General features: G+C 73.1%; 16 protein-coding genes. 11 read left to right on the top strand and 5 right to left on the bottom strand.

Annotated features, from left to right (window positions below; all coding sequences use genetic code 11):
• Nucleotides 1–177: 177 nt before the first annotated feature.
• From ACIQNU_RS26875 to ACIQNU_RS26855, 5 genes are all read left to right on the top strand, one after another.
• A complete protein-coding gene (locus ACIQNU_RS26875; protein WP_401371285.1) occupies nucleotides 178–834 on the top strand; it encodes a hypothetical protein in 657 nt (218 codons plus the stop codon).
• A gap of 234 nt (nucleotides 835–1,068) precedes the next feature.
• Complete coding sequence (locus tag ACIQNU_RS26870; RefSeq protein WP_401371619.1) at nucleotides 1,069–1,833, top strand: DUF4142 domain-containing protein; 765 nt, start codon at nucleotides 1,069–1,071, stop codon at nucleotides 1,831–1,833.
• Between the two features lie 221 nt (nucleotides 1,834–2,054).
• On the top strand, nucleotides 2,055–3,464 hold the full coding sequence (locus ACIQNU_RS26865) for a DUF692 domain-containing protein (protein WP_401371282.1): 1,410 nt from the start codon (nucleotides 2,055–2,057) through the stop codon (nucleotides 3,462–3,464).
• Nucleotides 3,465–3,473: 9 nt separating this feature from the next.
• Complete coding sequence (locus ACIQNU_RS26860; protein ID WP_401371279.1) at nucleotides 3,474–4,244, top strand: TIGR04222 domain-containing membrane protein; 771 nt, start codon at nucleotides 3,474–3,476, stop codon at nucleotides 4,242–4,244.
• Nucleotides 4,245–4,391: 147 nt separating this feature from the next.
• Complete coding sequence (locus ACIQNU_RS26855) at nucleotides 4,392–6,029, top strand: alpha/beta hydrolase (protein WP_401371276.1); 1,638 nt, start codon at nucleotides 4,392–4,394, stop codon at nucleotides 6,027–6,029.
• Here the strand turns inward: ACIQNU_RS26855 and hemQ are convergent.
• Together hemQ and hemG are read right to left on the bottom strand one after the other, a co-directional pair.
• On the bottom strand, nucleotides 5,978–6,697 hold the full coding sequence (hemQ, locus tag ACIQNU_RS26850) for a hydrogen peroxide-dependent heme synthase (RefSeq protein WP_401371274.1): 720 nt from the start codon (nucleotides 6,695–6,697) through the stop codon (nucleotides 5,978–5,980). The two genes, ACIQNU_RS26855 and hemQ, sit on opposite strands and share 52 nt — an antisense overlap.
• 49 nt (nucleotides 6,698–6,746) lie before the next feature.
• On the bottom strand, nucleotides 6,747–8,219 hold the full coding sequence (hemG, locus tag ACIQNU_RS26845; RefSeq protein ID WP_401371271.1) for a protoporphyrinogen oxidase: 1,473 nt from the start codon (nucleotides 8,217–8,219) through the stop codon (nucleotides 6,747–6,749).
• A gap of 135 nt (nucleotides 8,220–8,354) precedes the next feature.
• On the opposite strand from hemG, the gene ACIQNU_RS26840 reads away from it, so the two are divergent.
• Together ACIQNU_RS26840 and ACIQNU_RS26835 are read left to right on the top strand one after the other, a co-directional pair.
• Nucleotides 8,355–9,431 (top strand): DUF4349 domain-containing protein, encoded by a 1,077-nt coding sequence (locus tag ACIQNU_RS26840; RefSeq protein ID WP_401371269.1) that lies wholly within the window; start codon nucleotides 8,355–8,357, stop codon nucleotides 9,429–9,431.
• A gap of 27 nt (nucleotides 9,432–9,458) precedes the next feature.
• Entirely contained in the window at nucleotides 9,459–10,856 is a 1,398-nt protein-coding gene (locus tag ACIQNU_RS26835) for an FAD-dependent oxidoreductase (protein ID WP_401371267.1), read from the top strand.
• Nucleotides 10,857–10,904: 48 nt separating this feature from the next.
• Here the strand turns inward: ACIQNU_RS26835 and hemE are convergent, their stop codons facing one another.
• Entirely contained in the window at nucleotides 10,905–11,981 is a 1,077-nt protein-coding gene (gene hemE / locus ACIQNU_RS26830; RefSeq protein ID WP_401371264.1) for a uroporphyrinogen decarboxylase, read from the bottom strand.
• A 103-nt stretch (nucleotides 11,982–12,084) separates the two neighbouring features.
• On the opposite strand from hemE, the gene ACIQNU_RS26825 reads away from it, so the two are divergent.
• From ACIQNU_RS26825 to ACIQNU_RS26815, 3 genes are all read left to right on the top strand, one after another.
• Complete coding sequence (locus ACIQNU_RS26825; RefSeq protein ID WP_401371261.1) at nucleotides 12,085–12,753, top strand: DUF3000 domain-containing protein; 669 nt, start codon at nucleotides 12,085–12,087, stop codon at nucleotides 12,751–12,753.
• 293 nt (nucleotides 12,754–13,046) lie between these two features.
• Nucleotides 13,047–13,709 carry a LuxR C-terminal-related transcriptional regulator gene (locus ACIQNU_RS26820; RefSeq protein ID WP_401371258.1) on the top strand — a complete coding sequence of 221 codons (663 nt, stop codon included), beginning with the start codon at nucleotides 13,047–13,049 and terminating at the stop codon, nucleotides 13,707–13,709.
• 78 nt (nucleotides 13,710–13,787) lie between these two features.
• Nucleotides 13,788–15,095, top strand: a complete 1,308-nt coding sequence (locus tag ACIQNU_RS26815) for an HRDC domain-containing protein (protein ID WP_401371255.1) — start codon at nucleotides 13,788–13,790, stop codon at nucleotides 15,093–15,095.
• Nucleotides 15,096–15,173: 78 nt separating this feature from the next.
• On the opposite strand, the gene ACIQNU_RS26810 is transcribed toward ACIQNU_RS26815, so the two are convergent.
• Nucleotides 15,174–15,536, bottom strand: coding sequence for a DoxX family protein (locus tag ACIQNU_RS26810; protein WP_401371252.1), 363 nt, complete (start codon nucleotides 15,534–15,536; stop codon nucleotides 15,174–15,176).
• A complete protein-coding gene (locus tag ACIQNU_RS26805) occupies nucleotides 15,533–16,072 on the bottom strand; it encodes a cupin domain-containing protein (RefSeq protein WP_401371249.1) in 540 nt (179 codons plus the stop codon). The genes ACIQNU_RS26810 and ACIQNU_RS26805 overlap by 4 nt, the downstream gene beginning before the upstream one ends.
• A gap of 79 nt (nucleotides 16,073–16,151) precedes the next feature.
• Here ACIQNU_RS26805 and ACIQNU_RS26800 point away from each other — a divergent pair, with 79 nt between their 5' ends.
• Complete coding sequence (locus tag ACIQNU_RS26800; protein WP_401371247.1) at nucleotides 16,152–17,003, top strand: LysR substrate-binding domain-containing protein; 852 nt, start codon at nucleotides 16,152–16,154, stop codon at nucleotides 17,001–17,003.
• Nucleotides 17,004–17,055 lie beyond the last annotated feature (52 nt).

Raw genomic sequence — 17,055 nt, 5'->3', positions numbered from 1 at the left:
GAGGGCCCTGATCGTACGTCCCCCAAGGAGGCGCGCCGCGAGCGGCCACTGCGTACCGTCACGGTTCCGTCACGATCAGTTGATCCGGTCCCGCGCGCCCCACACGTGACCGCATTCTCGGCAATCAGTGCATTCGCAGCACATTCGGTGAACTGACTGCTGTCCAGGGGGATTTGGGTGATAGATGTCCTGCTCGCGAGCGTGCTCAGCGCTCTGGGGCTGGTGTTCCTGCTGCTTCTGCGGCAGTTGAGGTCCCTGGGCCGGCATCTGGCGCCGCTGCACGCGCAGCCGCGCCCGGCCACTGGCGGTCGGCGGGCCGCCCTCCTCGTCGGTACGGCGGTCGCCGCCGCCCTCGCCGTCCTCCCCGCCCTCGACCACGACAGCTCCGGCGATACGCGGGACCGGGGCCACCCGGCCCCCACGGCGGCCGGCCCCGACCGCAGCGGACGGCCGCCCGCACCGGGAGAAACGCCTCACCGGACCGGTCAGGGCCGCCCCGAGGCACCCGGCGGAATCGACTCCCTCGACGCGTCGGACGGCCCGGCGAGTTCCCCGACAGGCCCCACGGGCGACCCGTCAGGCCGCTCCGCGACACCGGGCAGCACCCCCGCGCACCCCGGCCCGAACACCCCCGGCTCCGGTGGAACCGGCACACCCGGAGGCGGCACCGGCGGCAGCCCCGGCCAATCGCCCACATCCCCCGCGTCCCCCACTCGCCCCACCTCACCCCCCGGCACCTCCGCGCCCCCCGCGACAACCCCACCCCCGGACAAGGGCTTCTGCCTCGACCTCGGCCTGCCCATCCTCGACCTGGGCATCTGCCTCCCGAGCTGACCGCACCACACCACACCGCACCACACCCACGCCGACCGCCCCGACCCCTTGAACACCTTTCACGCACCGGTTGAACACCCGGCCCCCGGATTGCGTACCTCTCAATACCGCGAAGTAGCTTGAACCGCCGCTCGGTCAGCGGTTGATTCAGACACCTCGCCCCACCCCGCTCCACATCCGCTCCACACCGCTCACGCACCACGCGAAGCACGGTCGCCCCGGGAGGCTCATTTGCTGCGGCGCATCAACGGCACGGCACTCATCATCGCGGCGCTCGTCGCCACGCTCGGGGCGCTCGCGTACCCGGTGTGGTCGTACGCGGACCGCTCGGGGACCCCGCAGGCCAATGTCGCCGCGGGCACCGTGGCCACCCAGTGGGGGCCGCTCACCGCGACCGACCGGGACTTCATCGTGCGGGTCCGGCTCGCGGGACTGTGGGAACTGCCCGCGGGGCAGCAGGCCATCGAGCGGGCGCCGACGAAGGCCATCAAGGAGGCGGGCGACCATCTGGTCGTCGGCCACACCGACCTCGACAAGCGGGTACGGACCGTCGCCGCGCAGTTGGGCATCGAGCTGCCGAACCAGCCCAACGCCCAGCAGCAGGGCTGGCTCCAGCAGTTGACGGCCGCCACCGGCGAGCAGTACCAGCGGGACTTCGCGAATCTGCTGCGCGTGGCGCACGGAAAGGTCTTCGCGCTGGTCGCCCAGGTCCGCGACAGCACCCGGAACACCCTGGTCCGGCAGCTCGCCACCGACGCCAACCAGACGGTCCTCGACCACATCACGGTCCTGGAGAACACCGGCCTGGTCGACTTCGACGCCATCGCCAACGGCGCCGCCACCGCGACCGCCAGCCCCACCGGCCCCCCGCCCCCCACCGGCCAGGCCCCGGCCGCCCCCGGCGTCGGTCCGACCGGCGGTGACATCTCCACCACGTCACGGCCATCGGCGACGACACCGGGGCAGGTCAACACCGACCGGCCCGACCCGCAGGGCTGAAGCAGGGCTGAACAGAACAACCGCTCGAACCTCAAAACAAGCTCTGAACATGCCCCCCTCCGGGTTCAGCCACGCGCGCCGGGGCCATGACACGGTCACACACCGGGCACCGCACGCCCAGGAACGGGCAACGCCCGCACGGTGACACCACGGCACATGGCACCACCGCACGCGGCACCACCGCACCACCGCACGGCGAAGGACTGGCGAAGGAGGGGGACATGACATACCTGGGGAACACGATCCATCTCGGCACCGGCATCGGCTGGCGCCCGGAGATCGCCGAGGCGGTGGAACGGATGCCGGGCGTCGACTGGGTCGAGGCCGTCGCCGAGAACCTCTGCCCCGGCCATCTCCCCGCATCGCTGCTGCGGCTGCGCGAGCGCGGCGTCACCGTCGTCCCGCACGGCGTGAGCCTCGGCCTCGGCGGCGCCGACCGGCCCGACGAGGGACGCCTCGCCGCGCTGGCCGCACGCGCGGAGGCGCTGGGTTCGCCCCTCGTCACGGAACACATCGCGTTCGTACGGGCCGGCGGCACGCTCACCGCGTCCGACCTCCTGGAGGCCGGACACCTGCTGCCGGTGCCGCGCACCCGTGACGCGCTCGACGTGCTCTGCGAGAACGTCCGTATCGCCCAGGACGCGCTGCCCGTACCGCTCGCCGTCGAGAACATCGCCGCACTCATCGCCTGGCCGCACGAGGAGATGACCGAGGGACAGTTCCTGTACGAGCTGGCGGACCGTACCGGTGTCCGGCTGCTGATCGACGTGGCGAACCTGCACACGAACCACGTCAACCGGGGTGAGGACCCGGCGAAGGCGCTGGACGAACTCCCGGTCGAGGCCCTCGCGTACGTGCATGTCGCGGGCGGTTTCGAGCGGGACGGGGTCTGGCACGACAGCCACGCGCACCCGGTGCCCGAGCCGGTCGTCGCGATCCTCGCCGACCTCGCGTCCCGGGTGCGCCCGCCGGGTGTGCTCCTGGAGCGGGACGAGAACTTCCCCGAGCCGGCCGAGCTGGAGCGCGAACTGAGGGTGATCCGGACGACGGTGACGGTCGCGGCGGCCACCCGGAGGGGACCGGAGCAGCCGAGCAGCACCGGGACCGCCATGTCCGAAACCCCGGACACCCCGGTCACCCCCGCCTCCCCCGCCGCCCGCCAGCGCGTGGCCCTCGCGCAGGCCGCGCTTCTGTCGGCCCTGGTCGCCGGAACCCCGGTGCCCGAGGGGTTCGACCGGGTGCGGCTCGGGGTGCAGGGCCGGGCGCTGACCGCCAAGCGGGCGGACGTCGTCGCCAAGGTCGCGCCCGAACTGCCGGACATTATCGGCGAGGCGTACCGCGCGGAGTTCACCGCGTACGCGCACACCCGGCCGATGACCGCCGGGTACCGGCACGACGCGCTGGACTTCGCCGAGCATCTGCTGCTCGCCGGGCGCCCCGGCGACCCGGAGGCGCGGCGGCGGCTGACGGCGTGGTGGCTGGAGCGGTCGGCTCCCCGGCCGCCTTCGGACCGCCGGGTCGCCCGGCTGGTGCGGGCCGCGCGGCTCGCGCTGCGCCGGGACATCACACCCCGGCAACACCGCGTCCATATGGTGAACAAACCGTGGCGCCGCCCCCGGCACTTCGCATAGAACTCGGCCATGCTCTGGTTCCTTCTCCTGCTCATGGCGTGTGCCGTCGCCGGTGTCACCTGTTGCCGGCTCTGCCTCGCCACCGTCCGGGCCGCCGCCGTCGACAGGGCGAGGGAGCGCGGGCGCGGGCACCGGCTGACCGTGTACGAGGCCGCGTTCCTGTCCGGCGGTCCGTACCGGGTCGCCGATGTCGCGCTGGTGTCGATGGCCCGTCAGCGGCGGCTGCTGCTCGCGCACACGGGCTGGGCGACGGTGGTGGATCCGCGCGGCCGGGACGACCTGGAGCGTTCGGTGCTCGGCGCGATCGGCCCGGAGGGTCAGTCGCGGATAGGCCCGATACGGGCCGCGACGGCGGCGGCCGAGCCGGTACGGGCGCTGTCCGAACGGCTGGTCGCCGACGGGCTCGCGGTCCCGGAGAGCGCGCGGAGCACGGTCGCGGGCGCGGTGCGCCAGGTGCGGGGTGCGCTGGTGGCGGTGCTGGTGCTGGGGGCGGTCGCGCTGCTGGCGCCGGGGCAGGACGTGCCGGGCGGGCCCGGACAGGTCCTCGCGTGGTTCGCGCTGCCGTTGACGCTGACGGTGAGCTGTCTGCTCATCGCGCGGGTCGAGGTCCACCCGTACACGCGATGGGCTTCGCCGTCCGGGCAGCGGCTGCTCGGCGGTCTGAAGCTGGGCAGTACGGAGGGCGACGACCGTACGTATCTGACGGCGGTGGCCGTGGGCGGGGTGGCCGCGGCGCGGGACCCGGGGCTGCTGTCCGCGTTCACGCAACGGGGTCATTGACGCCGACACCGGCGGACCGGTGCTTTACATGGTCAACCGCCGGACGGAGTATCCCTTTTGTCATGATGTGATTACTCATGATGTGAACTCTCATGAGGTCCCATGAGGTCCCATGAGTTCTCATGGTGGGAAAGGGACGCAGGAGCGATGCGAGCAGCCGCCCTCTGGGGCACCGCCGGGTCCGTGGTTCTCTCCGCCCTCGTGGCCGCACCGGCCGGCGGGGCGACCGCACTGCCCGCGTCCCCGGGCACCCCGGGCTCCCCGGAGTCCGTCGGCACGGCGAAGGCCGCGCAGCGCGCGTCCGCCACGGGCATCCGCTTCGGCCCCTGCGCCGCCGACGAGCAGGTGGAGGCGCCCGTGCAGTGCGGCACGGTCCGCGTCCCCCTCGACTACGCGCGGCCCGACGGCCGGCACATCAGCCTCACCGTCAGCCGGGTGAACGCGACGGGCACGGCCCGGCAGGGCGCGTTCGTGTTCAACCCGGGCGGCCCCGGCGCCAGCGGCATGTACTTCCCGATGATCGGCGCCTTCCCCGAGTGGAAGCGGATCGCCGCCGCGTACGACCTCGTCGGCTACGCGCCGCGCGGCGTGGGCCGCTCGGCGCCGCTGTCCTGCCAGGACCCCGGGCAGTTCGTGAAGGCGCCCACGCAGTCGCCGACGCACCCGTCGGACTCGTACAAGAAGGAGCGGATCGCGCAGGCGAAGTCGTACGCGCGGGGCTGCGAGCGGCGGGCCGGGGCGGCGCTGCGGCACTACACGACGCTCAACAACGCACGCGATCTGGAAGTGCTGCGCGCGGCTCTCGGCGAGTCGAAGCTGACGTTCATGGGCGCGTCGTACGGAACCTATGTGGGCGCGGTGTACGCGACCCTGTTCCCGTCGCACGTGCGGCGGATGGTCCTCGACTCGGCGGTCAATCCGGACCCGAAGGGGATCTGGTACCGGAACAACCTGGACCAGTCGGCCGCGTTCGAGCGGCGCTGGGCGGACTTCCGCACCTGGGTCGCGAAGCACGACAAGGCGTACGGTCTCGGTCGCACGGCGGAGGAGGTCCAGGGCAGTTACGAGAGGGTCCGCGCGGCCGTCTCCGCGCACCCCGCCGGCGGGTTGGTCGGCCCCGGGGAACTCCAGGCCGCGTACCTGAAAACCGGCTACTACGACGACTACTGGCCGATGCGCGCGGCGGCCCTGTCCGCGTACCTCGACGGCCGGCCCGAACTCCTGGTGCAGCAGGCGGCCCCGGTCACGGGGGCCGCCGCCGAGACGGAGAACGCCAACGCCGTGTACACGGCCGTCGAGTGCAACGACGCCGCGTGGCCGACGGACTTCCGCACCTGGGACCGCGACGCCACCCGCCTCGCGCGCACGGCGCCCTTCGAGAGCTGGGACAACGCCTGGGCGAACCTGCCGTGCGCGTACTGGCCGGCGCCCCGGCAGCGGCCCGTCGACGTACGGGCCGCCGCGGGCGCGCTGCCGCCGACGCTGATCCTGGCCGCCGAACGGGACGCGGCCACACCGTACGCGGGCGCCCTGGAGCTGGAGCGCCGACTCGGCGGCGCCCGTCTGGTGACCGAGCGGGGCGCGGGACAGCACGGCGTGGGCGGCGGGCCCAACGCCTGCGTCAACGCCCATCTGGACGCGTACGTCCTGGAAGGCACGCTGCCGCCACGGGGAACGGCCTGCGCCCCGCACGAGGAGCCCAGGCCGCTGTCACCGGCAGATGGTGAGTCCCGTCAGGCGAGGCCCGAGACGAGTTCGGCCACGCTCTTGCGGCGGCCCGTGTAGAACGGCACCTCTTCACGGACGTGCCGGCGGGCCTCGGACGCCCGCAGATGGCGCATCAGGTCGACGATGCGGTGCAGTTCGTCGGCCTCGAAGGCGAGGATCCACTCGTAGTCGCCGAGCGAGAACGAGGCGACCGTGTTGGCGCGCACGTCCGGGAAGCCGCGGGCCATCTTGCCGTGGTCCGCGAGCATCGTGCGGCGCTCCTCGTCGGGCAGCAGGTACCACTCGTAGGAGCGCACGAACGGGTACACGCTGATGTAGTCGCGCGCGTTCTCGTCGGCGAGGAACGCGGGGATGTGGGAGCGGTTGAACTCGGCGGGGCGGTGCAGCGCCATGTTCGACCAGACCGGCTCCAGGGCGCGCCCGAGCCGGGTGCGGCGGAACAGGTTGTACGCCTCCTGAAGCGCGTCGGCGGTCTCCGCGTGCCACCAGATCATGACGTCGGCGTCGGCCCGCAGCCCGGACACGTCGTACGTGCCCCGGACGGTGACGTCCTTGGCGGCGAGCTGGTCGAACAGCTCCTGGACCTCGTCGGCGTACCCGGAGCGGTCCTCGGGCAGCACGTCGCGGAGTTTGAAGACCGACCACAGGGTGTAGCGGATGACCTCGTTGAGGTCCTTGGCCTTCTTGCCGATGTTCGGGATCTTGCCGGGGGCGTCGTCACTCATGCCGCCATTCTCCCGCTTCGCCCGGCGGGCCGGGCACCGGGTACCCTCCTCAGCCCGCCGGCGCGCCCGCGGGGGCGACGAGGTCGGCGGCGGCGTACGCGCTCGCGACGCACGCGGGGATGCCGACACCGTCGTAGAGGGCGCCGCACACGGCGAGTCCGGGGAGCGCCGCGACGTGTGCGCGGACGCGGGCCACGCGCGCGGGGTGCCCGACGGGGTACTGCGGGAGGCCGTCGTGCCAGCGGGTGACCCGGGTCGCGACGGGGGCGGCGGTCAGGCCTGTCGCGGCGCGCAGGTCGTGCCGGGACAGGCCGACGAGTTCGGCGTCGTCGCGACCGAGGTCCCGCTCGTCCCCGTAACGGCCGACCGATGTCCGTACGACGTGGAGGTCCGGGTTCTCCTCGGCGATCCAGACCCATTTCCGGGAGGCGAAGGTGGACGCCTTGACGGTGTGTCCGTCGACGGGCGGCACCAGGAAGCCGCTGCCTTCGGGGAGCGGGGCGTCCCGGCGCCGGTAGGCGAGGGTGATCAGCGCCATGGAGGCGTACTCGACGGCGGCGAGTTCGGCGGCGGCTGCCGGGGCATCGGCGGCGAGCAGGCGGGCGGCTGCGGGGGCCGGGACGGCGACGACGACGGCGTCCGCGTGCAGGACGCGGCCCGGGGTGACGACGCGCCAGCGGGCGCCCGGCTCGGGTGAGCCGTCCGTGGTTCGGCGCAGCTCCGTGACCGGAGCGCCGGTCAGGATCTCGCCGCCGCGCGCGCGTACCGCGTCGGCGACGGCGAGCGGGAGGGTGCCGACGCCGCCCGCGATGCCCTGGAACACCGGTCCGGCAGGGGGGTGCGCGGCGGCGCGGCCCTGGATCTCGCGGACGGCGTCCAGGAGTGAGGGGTGGGCGCGGGCCGCGTCGAAGAGCTGAGGGACGGCCGCGCGCATCGAGATGCGGTAGGCGTCGCCCGCGTAGACCCCGCCGAGCAGGGGCTCCACGAGCCGGTCGACGACCTCGCGGCCGAGCCGGTCGGCGACATACCGGCCGACCGCCACGTCCTCGCCGATCTCGGTGGGCGGCAGCTCCCGGTCCTCCTCGATCCGGCGCAGGCCCTCGGCGGAGAGCACCCCGGAGAGCGCGGACGGGTCGCCGGGCACGCCCATGACATGGCCCTTGGGCATGGGTCGCAGGGCGCCCCGGGTCCAGAGGGACGCGGTGGCGGTGGCGGGCGGCTGGAGGAGGTCGCCGAGGCCGACCTCACGGGCGAGGCCCACGGCTTCGGGGCGGCGCGCGAGCATCGACTCGGCGCCGAGGTCGACCCGGGCGCCCTCGATCTCCCCGGCGAGCAGCTTGCCGCCGACGCGGTCGGACGCCTCCAGGACGGTGACGTGGGGCGCCGGACCGGTGTCGCGGGTGAGCAGGCGGTGGGCGGCGGCCAGTCCGGCGATGCCGCCCCCGATGACGACGATCCGTTCAGGGCGCGCGCCCGTCCCCGTACCGGTCCCTGTGTCCGCCCGTGTGTCCGCTGCGTGCATGTCCCCCACTCTCTCAGAGCCCCGGGCGCACCCCGGCGTCCGGTCCGGGCGACGGGCCGAGTCCGGACCGTGATGGCATCGCGACCGGGCGGCGACAACGCGACGGGGTCTTCCGGCGTCGAAGAGGTGTCCGTCATGACGACTCCTCGGGGGTACACCGATATGCACACGTCCCACGCAGCCGACACATCCCGGACCTGGCGCCCGGGGTTGCCGGGCCGCGCGCCACTCCTCGCCGCCGTCCTCCTCACCGCGTCACTCGCGCTCGCCGGCTGCGGCGCGAACGACGAAGGCGGCAGCTCCGACAAGTCCGCCGCGGACCTCTCCGCGGAACAGCCGGCGGACAGCGACGCGAAGGCGCCCGCGGAGGCGGCGGGACCGGAGGGCGCCCAGGCCGGGTCCGGCGCCGCCAAGGACGAGGCGGGCAGGAAGTCCCCCGCGCAACTCACCGAGCAGCACATCATCCGCACGGCGAGCCTGTCCGTACGGGTCAAGGACGTCTCGAAGGCTCTCGACGCGGCACGCGACGCGGCCGGGACCGCCGGAGGCATCGTCGGCAACGAATCGACGGACCGCGACGCCAAGGGCCACGAGCGGTCCCGGATCGTGCTGAGGGTGCCGCAGGACCGCTACGAGGAGGTGCTGGACACCCTCTCCGGCACCGGCTATCAGCTCAGCCGCAAGGAGTCCGCGCAGGACGTCACGCAGCAGGTGGTCGACGTCGACAGCCGTATCAAGTCGCAGCGGATCAGCGTGGCGCGGATCCAGGAGCTGATGGACCGGGCGACCAAGCTCAGCGACGTGGTGACACTGGAGGGTGAACTGAGCACGCGGCAGGCCGACTTGGAGTCGCTGCTCGCCCAGCAGGCGTCACTGAAGGACCGCACGAGCCTCGCCACGATCACGCTGACGCTGTCCGAGACGAAGGCGAAGGCGCCCGCGAAGGACGACGGTGACCCGGGGTTCGTGGACGCGGTCGCGGGTGGCTGGAACGCGTTCGTCACCATGCTGCGGTGGCTCGCCGTGGTGATCGGCGCGGTGCTGCCGTTCCTGGCGGTCGGCGCCGTGCTGGTCCTGGCCTGGCTGAAGCTGATCCGCCCGCTCAGGAACCGCCGGACCCCGGCGGTGGCGGCCCCGGCCCCCGTACCGGCGCAGGCCCCCGGATCGCTGCCGGTGGCGCCGCCGGTGACGGAGCAGGGCGAACGGGACTGAAGTGACGGGCACCCGTAGCGTGTTCGTATGAACGGTACGAGTGAGCGGCTGAACGGTACGCGGGAACGGCTGGTCGTCATCGGCGGCGACGCGGCGGGCATGTCCGCCGCGTCGCAGGCGCGCCGGCTGAAGGGCCCGGACGAGTTGGAGATCGTCGCGTTCGAGCGGGGGCACTTCACGTCGTACTCGGCGTGCGGGATCCCTTACTGGGTCGGCGGTGACGTGCCGGAGCGGGACGACCTCATCGCCCGTACGCCACAGGAGCACCGGGAGCGCGGGATCGATCTGCGGCTGCGGACCGAGGTGGTGGAGATCGACACCGCCGGGCGCCGGGTGCGCGCGCGGGACCTGGAGTCCGGGGCCGAGGAGTGGACGGGCTACGACAAGCTCGTGATCGCCACCGGCGCCCGCCCGGTCCGTCCGCCGCTGCCCGGGATCGACGCGCCGGGCGTGCACGGCGTGCAGACCCTGGACGACGGTCAGGCCCTCCTCGACACGCTGCGGGCCACCTCCGGGCGGCGCGCGGTCGTCGTGGGCGCCGGGTACATCGGCGTGGAGATGGCCGAGGCGCTGATCAACCGGGGCTACGAGGTGACGGTCGTCAACCGGGGCCGGGAGCCGATGTCCACGCTCGACCCGGACATGGGGCGCCTCGTGCACTCGGCGATGGTCTGGCTCGGGATCACGATGGTCGACGACACCGAGGTCACCAAGATCCTCACGGGGGACGACGGCCGGGTACGGGCCGTGGCCACGGAGGACGCCGAGTACCCGGCGGACGTGGTGGTCCTCGGGATCGGCGTCCGCCCGGAGACCACGCTCGCCCGCGCGGCCGGGCTGCCGCTGGGCGCGTACGGCGGACTGCTCACGGACCTGTCGATGCGGGTGCGCGGCCACGAGAACATCTGGGCGGGCGGCGACTGCGTCGAGGTGCTCGACCTGGTGGCCGGAAGGGAACGGCACGTCCCCCTCGGCACGCACGCCAACAAGCACGGGCAGATCATCGGCAGCAATGTCGGCGGCGGGTACGCGACGTTTCCCGGGGTCGTCGGTACGGCGGTCAGCAAGGTGTGCGACCTGGAGATCGCGCGGACCGGGCTGCGGGAGAAGGACGCACGGGCGGCGGGGCTCCGGTTCGTGACCGCGACCATCGAGTCCACGAGCCGCGCCGGGTACTACCCCGGCGCGCAGTCCATGACGGTGAAGATGCTCGCGGAGCGCGGGAGCGGGCGGCTGCTCGGGGTGCAGATCGTGGGGCGCGAGAGCGCGGCGAAGCGGGTCGACATCGCGGCGGTGGCGCTGACCGCTGGGTTGACCGTGAACCAGTTGGTCACCCTCGACCTCGGATACGCGCCCCCGTTCTCCCCGGTCTGGGACCCGATCCTGGTCGCGGCCCGCAAGGCCGTACGCGCGCTGAGCGAGTAGGGAAGCAGGGCCGCGAGACCAGGTCAGGTAGGGACGGTCGGGTACGGACTATCGGGACGTCCGGGTGTGGACGTGGTCCACCAGGCGGGTCAGGGCGTCCGGGTTCGTGTCGGGGAGGACTCCGTGGCCGAGGTTGAAGATGTGGCCCTCCAGGCCGGCTGCCGCCGCCAGGACCTCGTCCGTCTTGGCGGCCACCGCCTCCGGGGTGGCGAACAGGACCGCCGGGTCCAGGTTCCCCTGGAGGGCGCGGCCCGGTCCGACGCGGCGGGCGGCCTCGTCCATCGGGACGCGCCAGTCGACGCCCACGACGTCCGCCCCGGCCTCGCCCATGAGCCCGAGCAGTTCACCGGTGCCCACGCCGAAGTGGATGCGCGGCACCCCGTACCCGGCGACCGCCTCGAAGACCTTCCGGGACGCCGGCATGACCGACCTGCGGTAGTCCGCGGGCGCCAGTGCGCCGACCCAGGAGTCGAAGAGCTGCACCGCGCTCGCGCCCGCCTCGATCTGCACCTTCAGGAAGGCCGACGTGATCTCCGCGAGCCGGTCCAGGAGGTCGGCCCAGAGCTGCGGGTCGCCGTACATGAGGGCCTTGGTGTGCTCGTGGTTGCGGGACGGGCCGCCCTCCACGAGGTAGCTCGCGAGGGTGAAAGGCGCCCCGGCGAATCCGATCAGCGGGGTGGCGCCCAGCTCACCGGTGAGCATGCCGATCGCCTCGGTGACGTAGGCGACGTCGTCCGGGGTGAGGTCGCGCAGTTGGGCGAGGTCGTCGCGGGTGCGGATCGGCCGCTCGACGACCGGGCCGACGCCGGGCTTGATGTCGAGGTCGACACCGATGGCCTTGAGCGGTACGACGATGTCGCTGAAGTAGACCGCGGCGTCGACGTGGTGCCTGCGGACCGGCTGGAGGGTGATCTCGGTGACCAAGTCGGGCCGCATGCACGATTCGAGCATCGGAATGCCCTCACGGACCTTGCGGTACTCGGGCAGCGACCGTCCGGCCTGACGCATGAACCAGACCGGGGTGTGCGGTACGGGTTCGCGTCGGCAGGCCTTGAGGAACGCGGATTCCCGAAGGGCGTCGGACGGTGTGGTCGGCTGGCCCGAGGGGCGGTGGTTGGCGCTCACGCCGCAAAGTCTCCCATGCGGCCGGGGACACGATCCGGACAGCCCCGGTACGGGCGGGTGTCTCTCCCTGCACGAGGGCCGGGTTCCCCTTACTCTTCCCCGCATGGCTGCGGCTCAGGAACAACTGTCGGACGGCGCTGACGGAACGGACGGAAGCGAGGAGGACCCGCGGGATGCGGGGGACGTGACACCGGCGGCGTTCCGCGCGGCTGTCGACGCCTTGCGGGGTGCGCGGCTGCGGCCCGAGATCGAGGTCGACCCGGCGCGCCCGCCGCGCCGCCTCGCCCCGTACGCGTACGCGCTGGAAGCCGCGGTCGTGGAGAACGACGAGGATCTCGCGGACGGCCGTCTGGTGCTGCTGCACGACCCGGCGGGGCACGACGCCTGGAAGGGGACCTTCCGGCTGGTGACGCTGGTCCGCGCGGAGCTGGAGCCGGAGATGGCGGCCGACCCGCTGCTGCCGGAGGTGTGCTGGTCGTGGCTGACCGGCGCGCTCCAGGGGCGCGGTCTGTCGTACGGGGAGTCGAGCGGGACCGTGACCCGGGCGGGGTCGCACTACTTCGGGGGGCTCGCGGAGCGCCCGCCCGCCTCGCAGATCGAGATCCGCGCGTCCTGGACGCCCCGCGAGGGGCTGAACGGTGTGCCGGACACGGCGGCGCATCTGGCGGCCTGGTGCGATCTGCTCTGTCAGATCGCGGGTCTCCCGCCGGCGGGCCCGACGGACGCGTCCGTGGTCTGTCTCCCCCAACGCCGGGGCCCCCAGGCTCCCTGAACCGCCGTCAAGGGGCGTGGGGGGTCCGACCCGGCCGGGTCGGACCCCCCCACGCCCCTTTCGTCGCCGTCGGCGCCCCCTCCGATCCGTGCAGTTTCGGCCGTGTAATCACTCGGTTCGATCTTCGGATGATCGATCGCGTGTCCGAATTGCACGAATTGTTACTCACTAGATCGTGATCTTTCTCTAAAGCCCGGCGAGTTTGCTGCCGAAGAGGTTTGTGACCTTGAAAGCACGGTTCGTCCCGGCTTCATCCCCAGAGCCGGCCCCGTCCCGCACCCCAGGAGGGCCTTGTGTCCGTTCTCCTTGAGCAGCCCGCAAGCCTGGTCGCCTACCGTCCGAACAAGCCCACCGCGATGGTGGTCGTGGCCGACCCGCGCGTCCGCTCGACCGTTACCCGCCACCTATGGGCGCTCGGGGTGCGCGATGTCATCGAGGCGTCGTCCGTCGCGGAGGCCCGCCCCCGCATCGGCAACCCGCGCGACATCTGCGTCGCCGACGTCCATCTGCCTGACGGCAGTGGCCTGACCTTGCTGTCCGAAACCCGAGCCGCGGGCTGGCCCAACGGCCTCGCCCTCTCCGCCGCCGACGACATCGGCGCCGTTCGCAACGCCCTCGCGGGTGGCGTGAAGGGCTATGTCGTCACGGGCACCCGCACCAACATCGGGCTCCCCACCCGACCCGGTGCCGCCCCGATCGGTGCCGCCGCCGCCCGTATGCACCGCCGTCCCCCGGGTACCCCGAGCCACCCGGGTGGCTATCGCGAGCTGTCCGGCCGTGAGGTCGAGGTGCTGCGGCTGGTGGCGGAGGGCCAGTCGAACAAGGCCATCGGCGTCTCGATGGGCCTGTCCGCGCTGACCGTCAAGAGTCACCTGGCCCGTATCGCGCGCAAGCTCGGTACCGGCGACCGGGCCGGCATGGTGGCCGTCGCGCTGCGTACCGGCATCATCCACTGACCGGTTTCCGCCGGTACCGCGCCCGTCGACGGAACGTTCCGTCGGCGGGCGCGGTGTTTCCGCAAGTACCCTTGACAGGTGACCGACGCCCAAGAGACCGCAGCAGACACATCACTGCGAACCACCGGGGGCGCCCCTCCGGACGACGGCTCCACAGGCGTCACGGCGGACGGGGCGCCCATTCCTTTGCTGGAGCCACGTGACGGCATCCCGCCCGTGGTCGCCGACGACGCGACCCTGGCCGAGGTCGTCGCCGCCTTCGCCGCGGGCACGGGCCCGGTGGCGGTGGACGCGGAGCGCGCCTCCGGCTACCGCTACGGGCAGCGGGCCTATCTGGTGCAGCTGCGCCGCGAGGGCGCGGGCACCGCGCTGATCGACCCCGTCGCCGTCTCCGGCCTCGCCACGCTCGGCGACGCGCTGGCCGACACCGAGTGGGTGCTGCACGCCGCCACCCAGGACCTGCCGTGTCTGCGGGAGATAGGCATGCGTCCGTCCCGCCTCTTCGACACCGAACTCGCGGGGCGGCTGGCCGGATTCCCCCGGGTCGGCCTGGGCGCGATGGTCGAGGGTGTCCTCGGATACGTCCTGGAGAAGGGCCACTCCGCCGTCGACTGGTCGACCCGTCCGCTGCCCGAACCCTGGCTCCGGTATGCCGCGCTCGACGTCGAACTGCTCGTCGACCTGCGGGACGCGCTGGAGAAGGAGCTGGACCGGCAGGGCAAGCTCGACTGGGCCCACCAGGAGTTCGAGGCCATCGCGTCCGCACCGCCCGCGCCGCCCCGCAAGGACCCGTGGCGCCGTACGTCGGGGATGCACAAGGTGCGCAGACGGCGGCAGATGGCGGTGGTGCGGGAGCTGTGGGAGGCCCGGGACCGGATCGCGCAGCGGCGTGACGTCTCCCCCGGCAAGGTGCTCGCGGACGCGGCGATCGTCGAGGCCGCCCTGGCGCTGCCGCCGAACGCGCACGCGCTGGGCGCACTGCCCGGTTTCGGCCACCGGGTCGGGCGGCGCCAGCTTGAGCAGTGGCAGTCCGCCGTCGACCGGGCCAAGGCGCTGCCGGACTCGGCGCTGCCGCAGCCGGGTCAGCCGGTGACCGGGCCTCCCCCGCCGCGCGCCTGGGCGGACAAGGACCCGGCGGCTGCGGCGCGGCTCTCGGCGGCGCGGGCCGCCGTGTCGGCGCTGGCCGACGAGCTGACGATGCCGCAGGAGAACCTGATCACGCCCGACACCGTGCGGCGCGTCTGCTGGGAGCCGCCGGCGGGCCCGACGCCCGACACGGTCGCGGCGGCCCTCGCCACGCACGGCGCCCGCCCGTGGCAGATCGAACAGGTCACGCCGCTGCTGGTCACCGCGCTGAAGGCCACACCGGGCGCCGCCACCGCCTGAGCCGGACGCGACCGAGCGCGTGGCGACCGGTCCTGCCCCGCCGGGGCGGGTCCGGCGTGCCCGGCGGGCGGCGGGCGGTCACAGCCAGGTCGTCGCCAGCCAGCAGGTCACGGCCGCCGTGAGCAGAAGCGTGACGTTGAGGGCGATCTGACGGTCTCCCCGTTTCAGGTGAACCCTGACCGCGCCGAGCTGGAGGACCACGAAGCCGACGGCGGCGACCAGGGCCAGCCCGGGAGCGATGCCGGTCAGCGGCGGGAGGACGAGCCCGATCGCACCCAGCACCTCGATCAGCCCGATGACCCGGACCGCCGGCATCGGCGTGCTGTCGACCCAGGCCATCATCGGCAGCAGCTGCTCCCGGCTCCTGACCACCTTCACGCCGCCTCCGTAGAGGTAGAAGAGCGCGAGCAGGCCCGCCACGATCCAGTAGGCGATGGTCACGCGTCCCCTCCGCGCTGCCCGTACTCCGTGGCGGGCTCGGTCGCGTAACGGCTCATCACCCGGATGTTCGCCTCCGGGGTCAGCGCCTGGCCGCTCGCGATCTGGTCCCGCAGATCCCGGAAGTACTGGACGTACAGGTCCGGTGTGAACGTGCTGAGCATGACGGCCGGTTCGTCGGTCACATTGGCGAAGGTGTGCGGGGCCCCCGGCGGGACCATCACCAGCGAGCCCGCCGTGACGTCGTGGTGCTGCTCCCCGACCGTGAACCGCACCGCGCCGGAGATGACGTAGAAACCCTCGTCGTGCCGGGCGTGGCGGTGTTGCGGCGGGCCGGGGGTGTGCGGTGCGAGGACGGACTCGGCGATTCCGATGCGGTGTCCCGTGGTGCTGCCGTCCTCCAGGACGCGCAGGCGCGTGGTGCCCAGGACGATCGTCTCGCCGTCGTCCGGACCGACCACCGACACGGGGAGAGGTACACGTACAGGTACGGCGGGGGCGGCGGCTCCCGGCTCATGAATGCTCGGTTCGTCAGTCATACGTCGATTGCACCGCCGGGCCGTCCCGCTGTCCAAGACCCGTTCCGCGACCTCGATACCGTACGGGTATCGTCGCAGCATGGAGCTACGTACGCTGCGCTACTTCGTGGCGGTCGCCGAGGAACTCCACTTCGGCCGGGCGGCCTCCCGGCTGCATATGAGCCAGCCCGCGCTGAGCCGGGCGATCAGGCAGTTGGAGTCCGGGATCGGCGCCCCGCTCTTCGACCGGTCGTCCGCCGGTGTCGCGCTCACCCCGGTCGGCGCGGTACTGCTCGACGAGGCGCGCGCCCTGCTCGACCAGGCGGACCGGGTCCGGGTGCGGGTCGCCGCGGCGGCCGGTGCCGCGACCCTCACCGTCGGCATCCTGGGCGACAGCACCGACCCGCGCGCGACCCGGCTGGCCGACGCCTACCGAGAGCGGCACCCGGGGGTCGAGGTCCGCGTCCGGGAGACCGATCTGACCGATCCCACCTGCGGGCTGCACGCCGGACTGGTCGATGTCGCCCTGACCCGCGCGCCGTTCGACGCGACCGGACTGACCGTGCGCGAGCTGCGGGCCGACCCGGCGGGAGCGCTGCTGCGCGCCGGCGATCCGCTGGCCGGCCGCGACCACCTGGCACTGGCCGATCTGGCCGACCGCCGCTGGTTCCTGTTCCCGGAGGGCACCGATCCGCTCTGGCAGTCGTACTGGAGCGGCGGGGAGCCCCGCGAGGGTCCGGTGGTGCGCGCGGTCCAGGAGTGCCGGCAGGCCGTCCTCTGGAACGGCACGGTCGGCATGACGCTGGTGGGCCACGACCCCGGCCCGGGGCTCACCGTCGTACCGCTGACCGACATGCCACCGAGCCGGATGGTGGCGGCGTGGAACGAGGGCGACACGAACCCCCTGATCCACTCGTTCGTACGGATCGCGACCGCCGCCTATCGCGAGTGATCACCGGCGCGGGGTGCTGTTCGTGTGTGACGTTCGCCGCTCCGGGCAGGGG

This window comes from Streptomyces sp. NPDC091292, from assembly GCF_044757265.1.
Taxonomy (GTDB): Bacteria; Actinomycetota; Actinomycetes; order Streptomycetales; family Streptomycetaceae; genus Streptomyces.
This window is presented reverse-complemented; position numbering and strand designations above follow the sequence as displayed.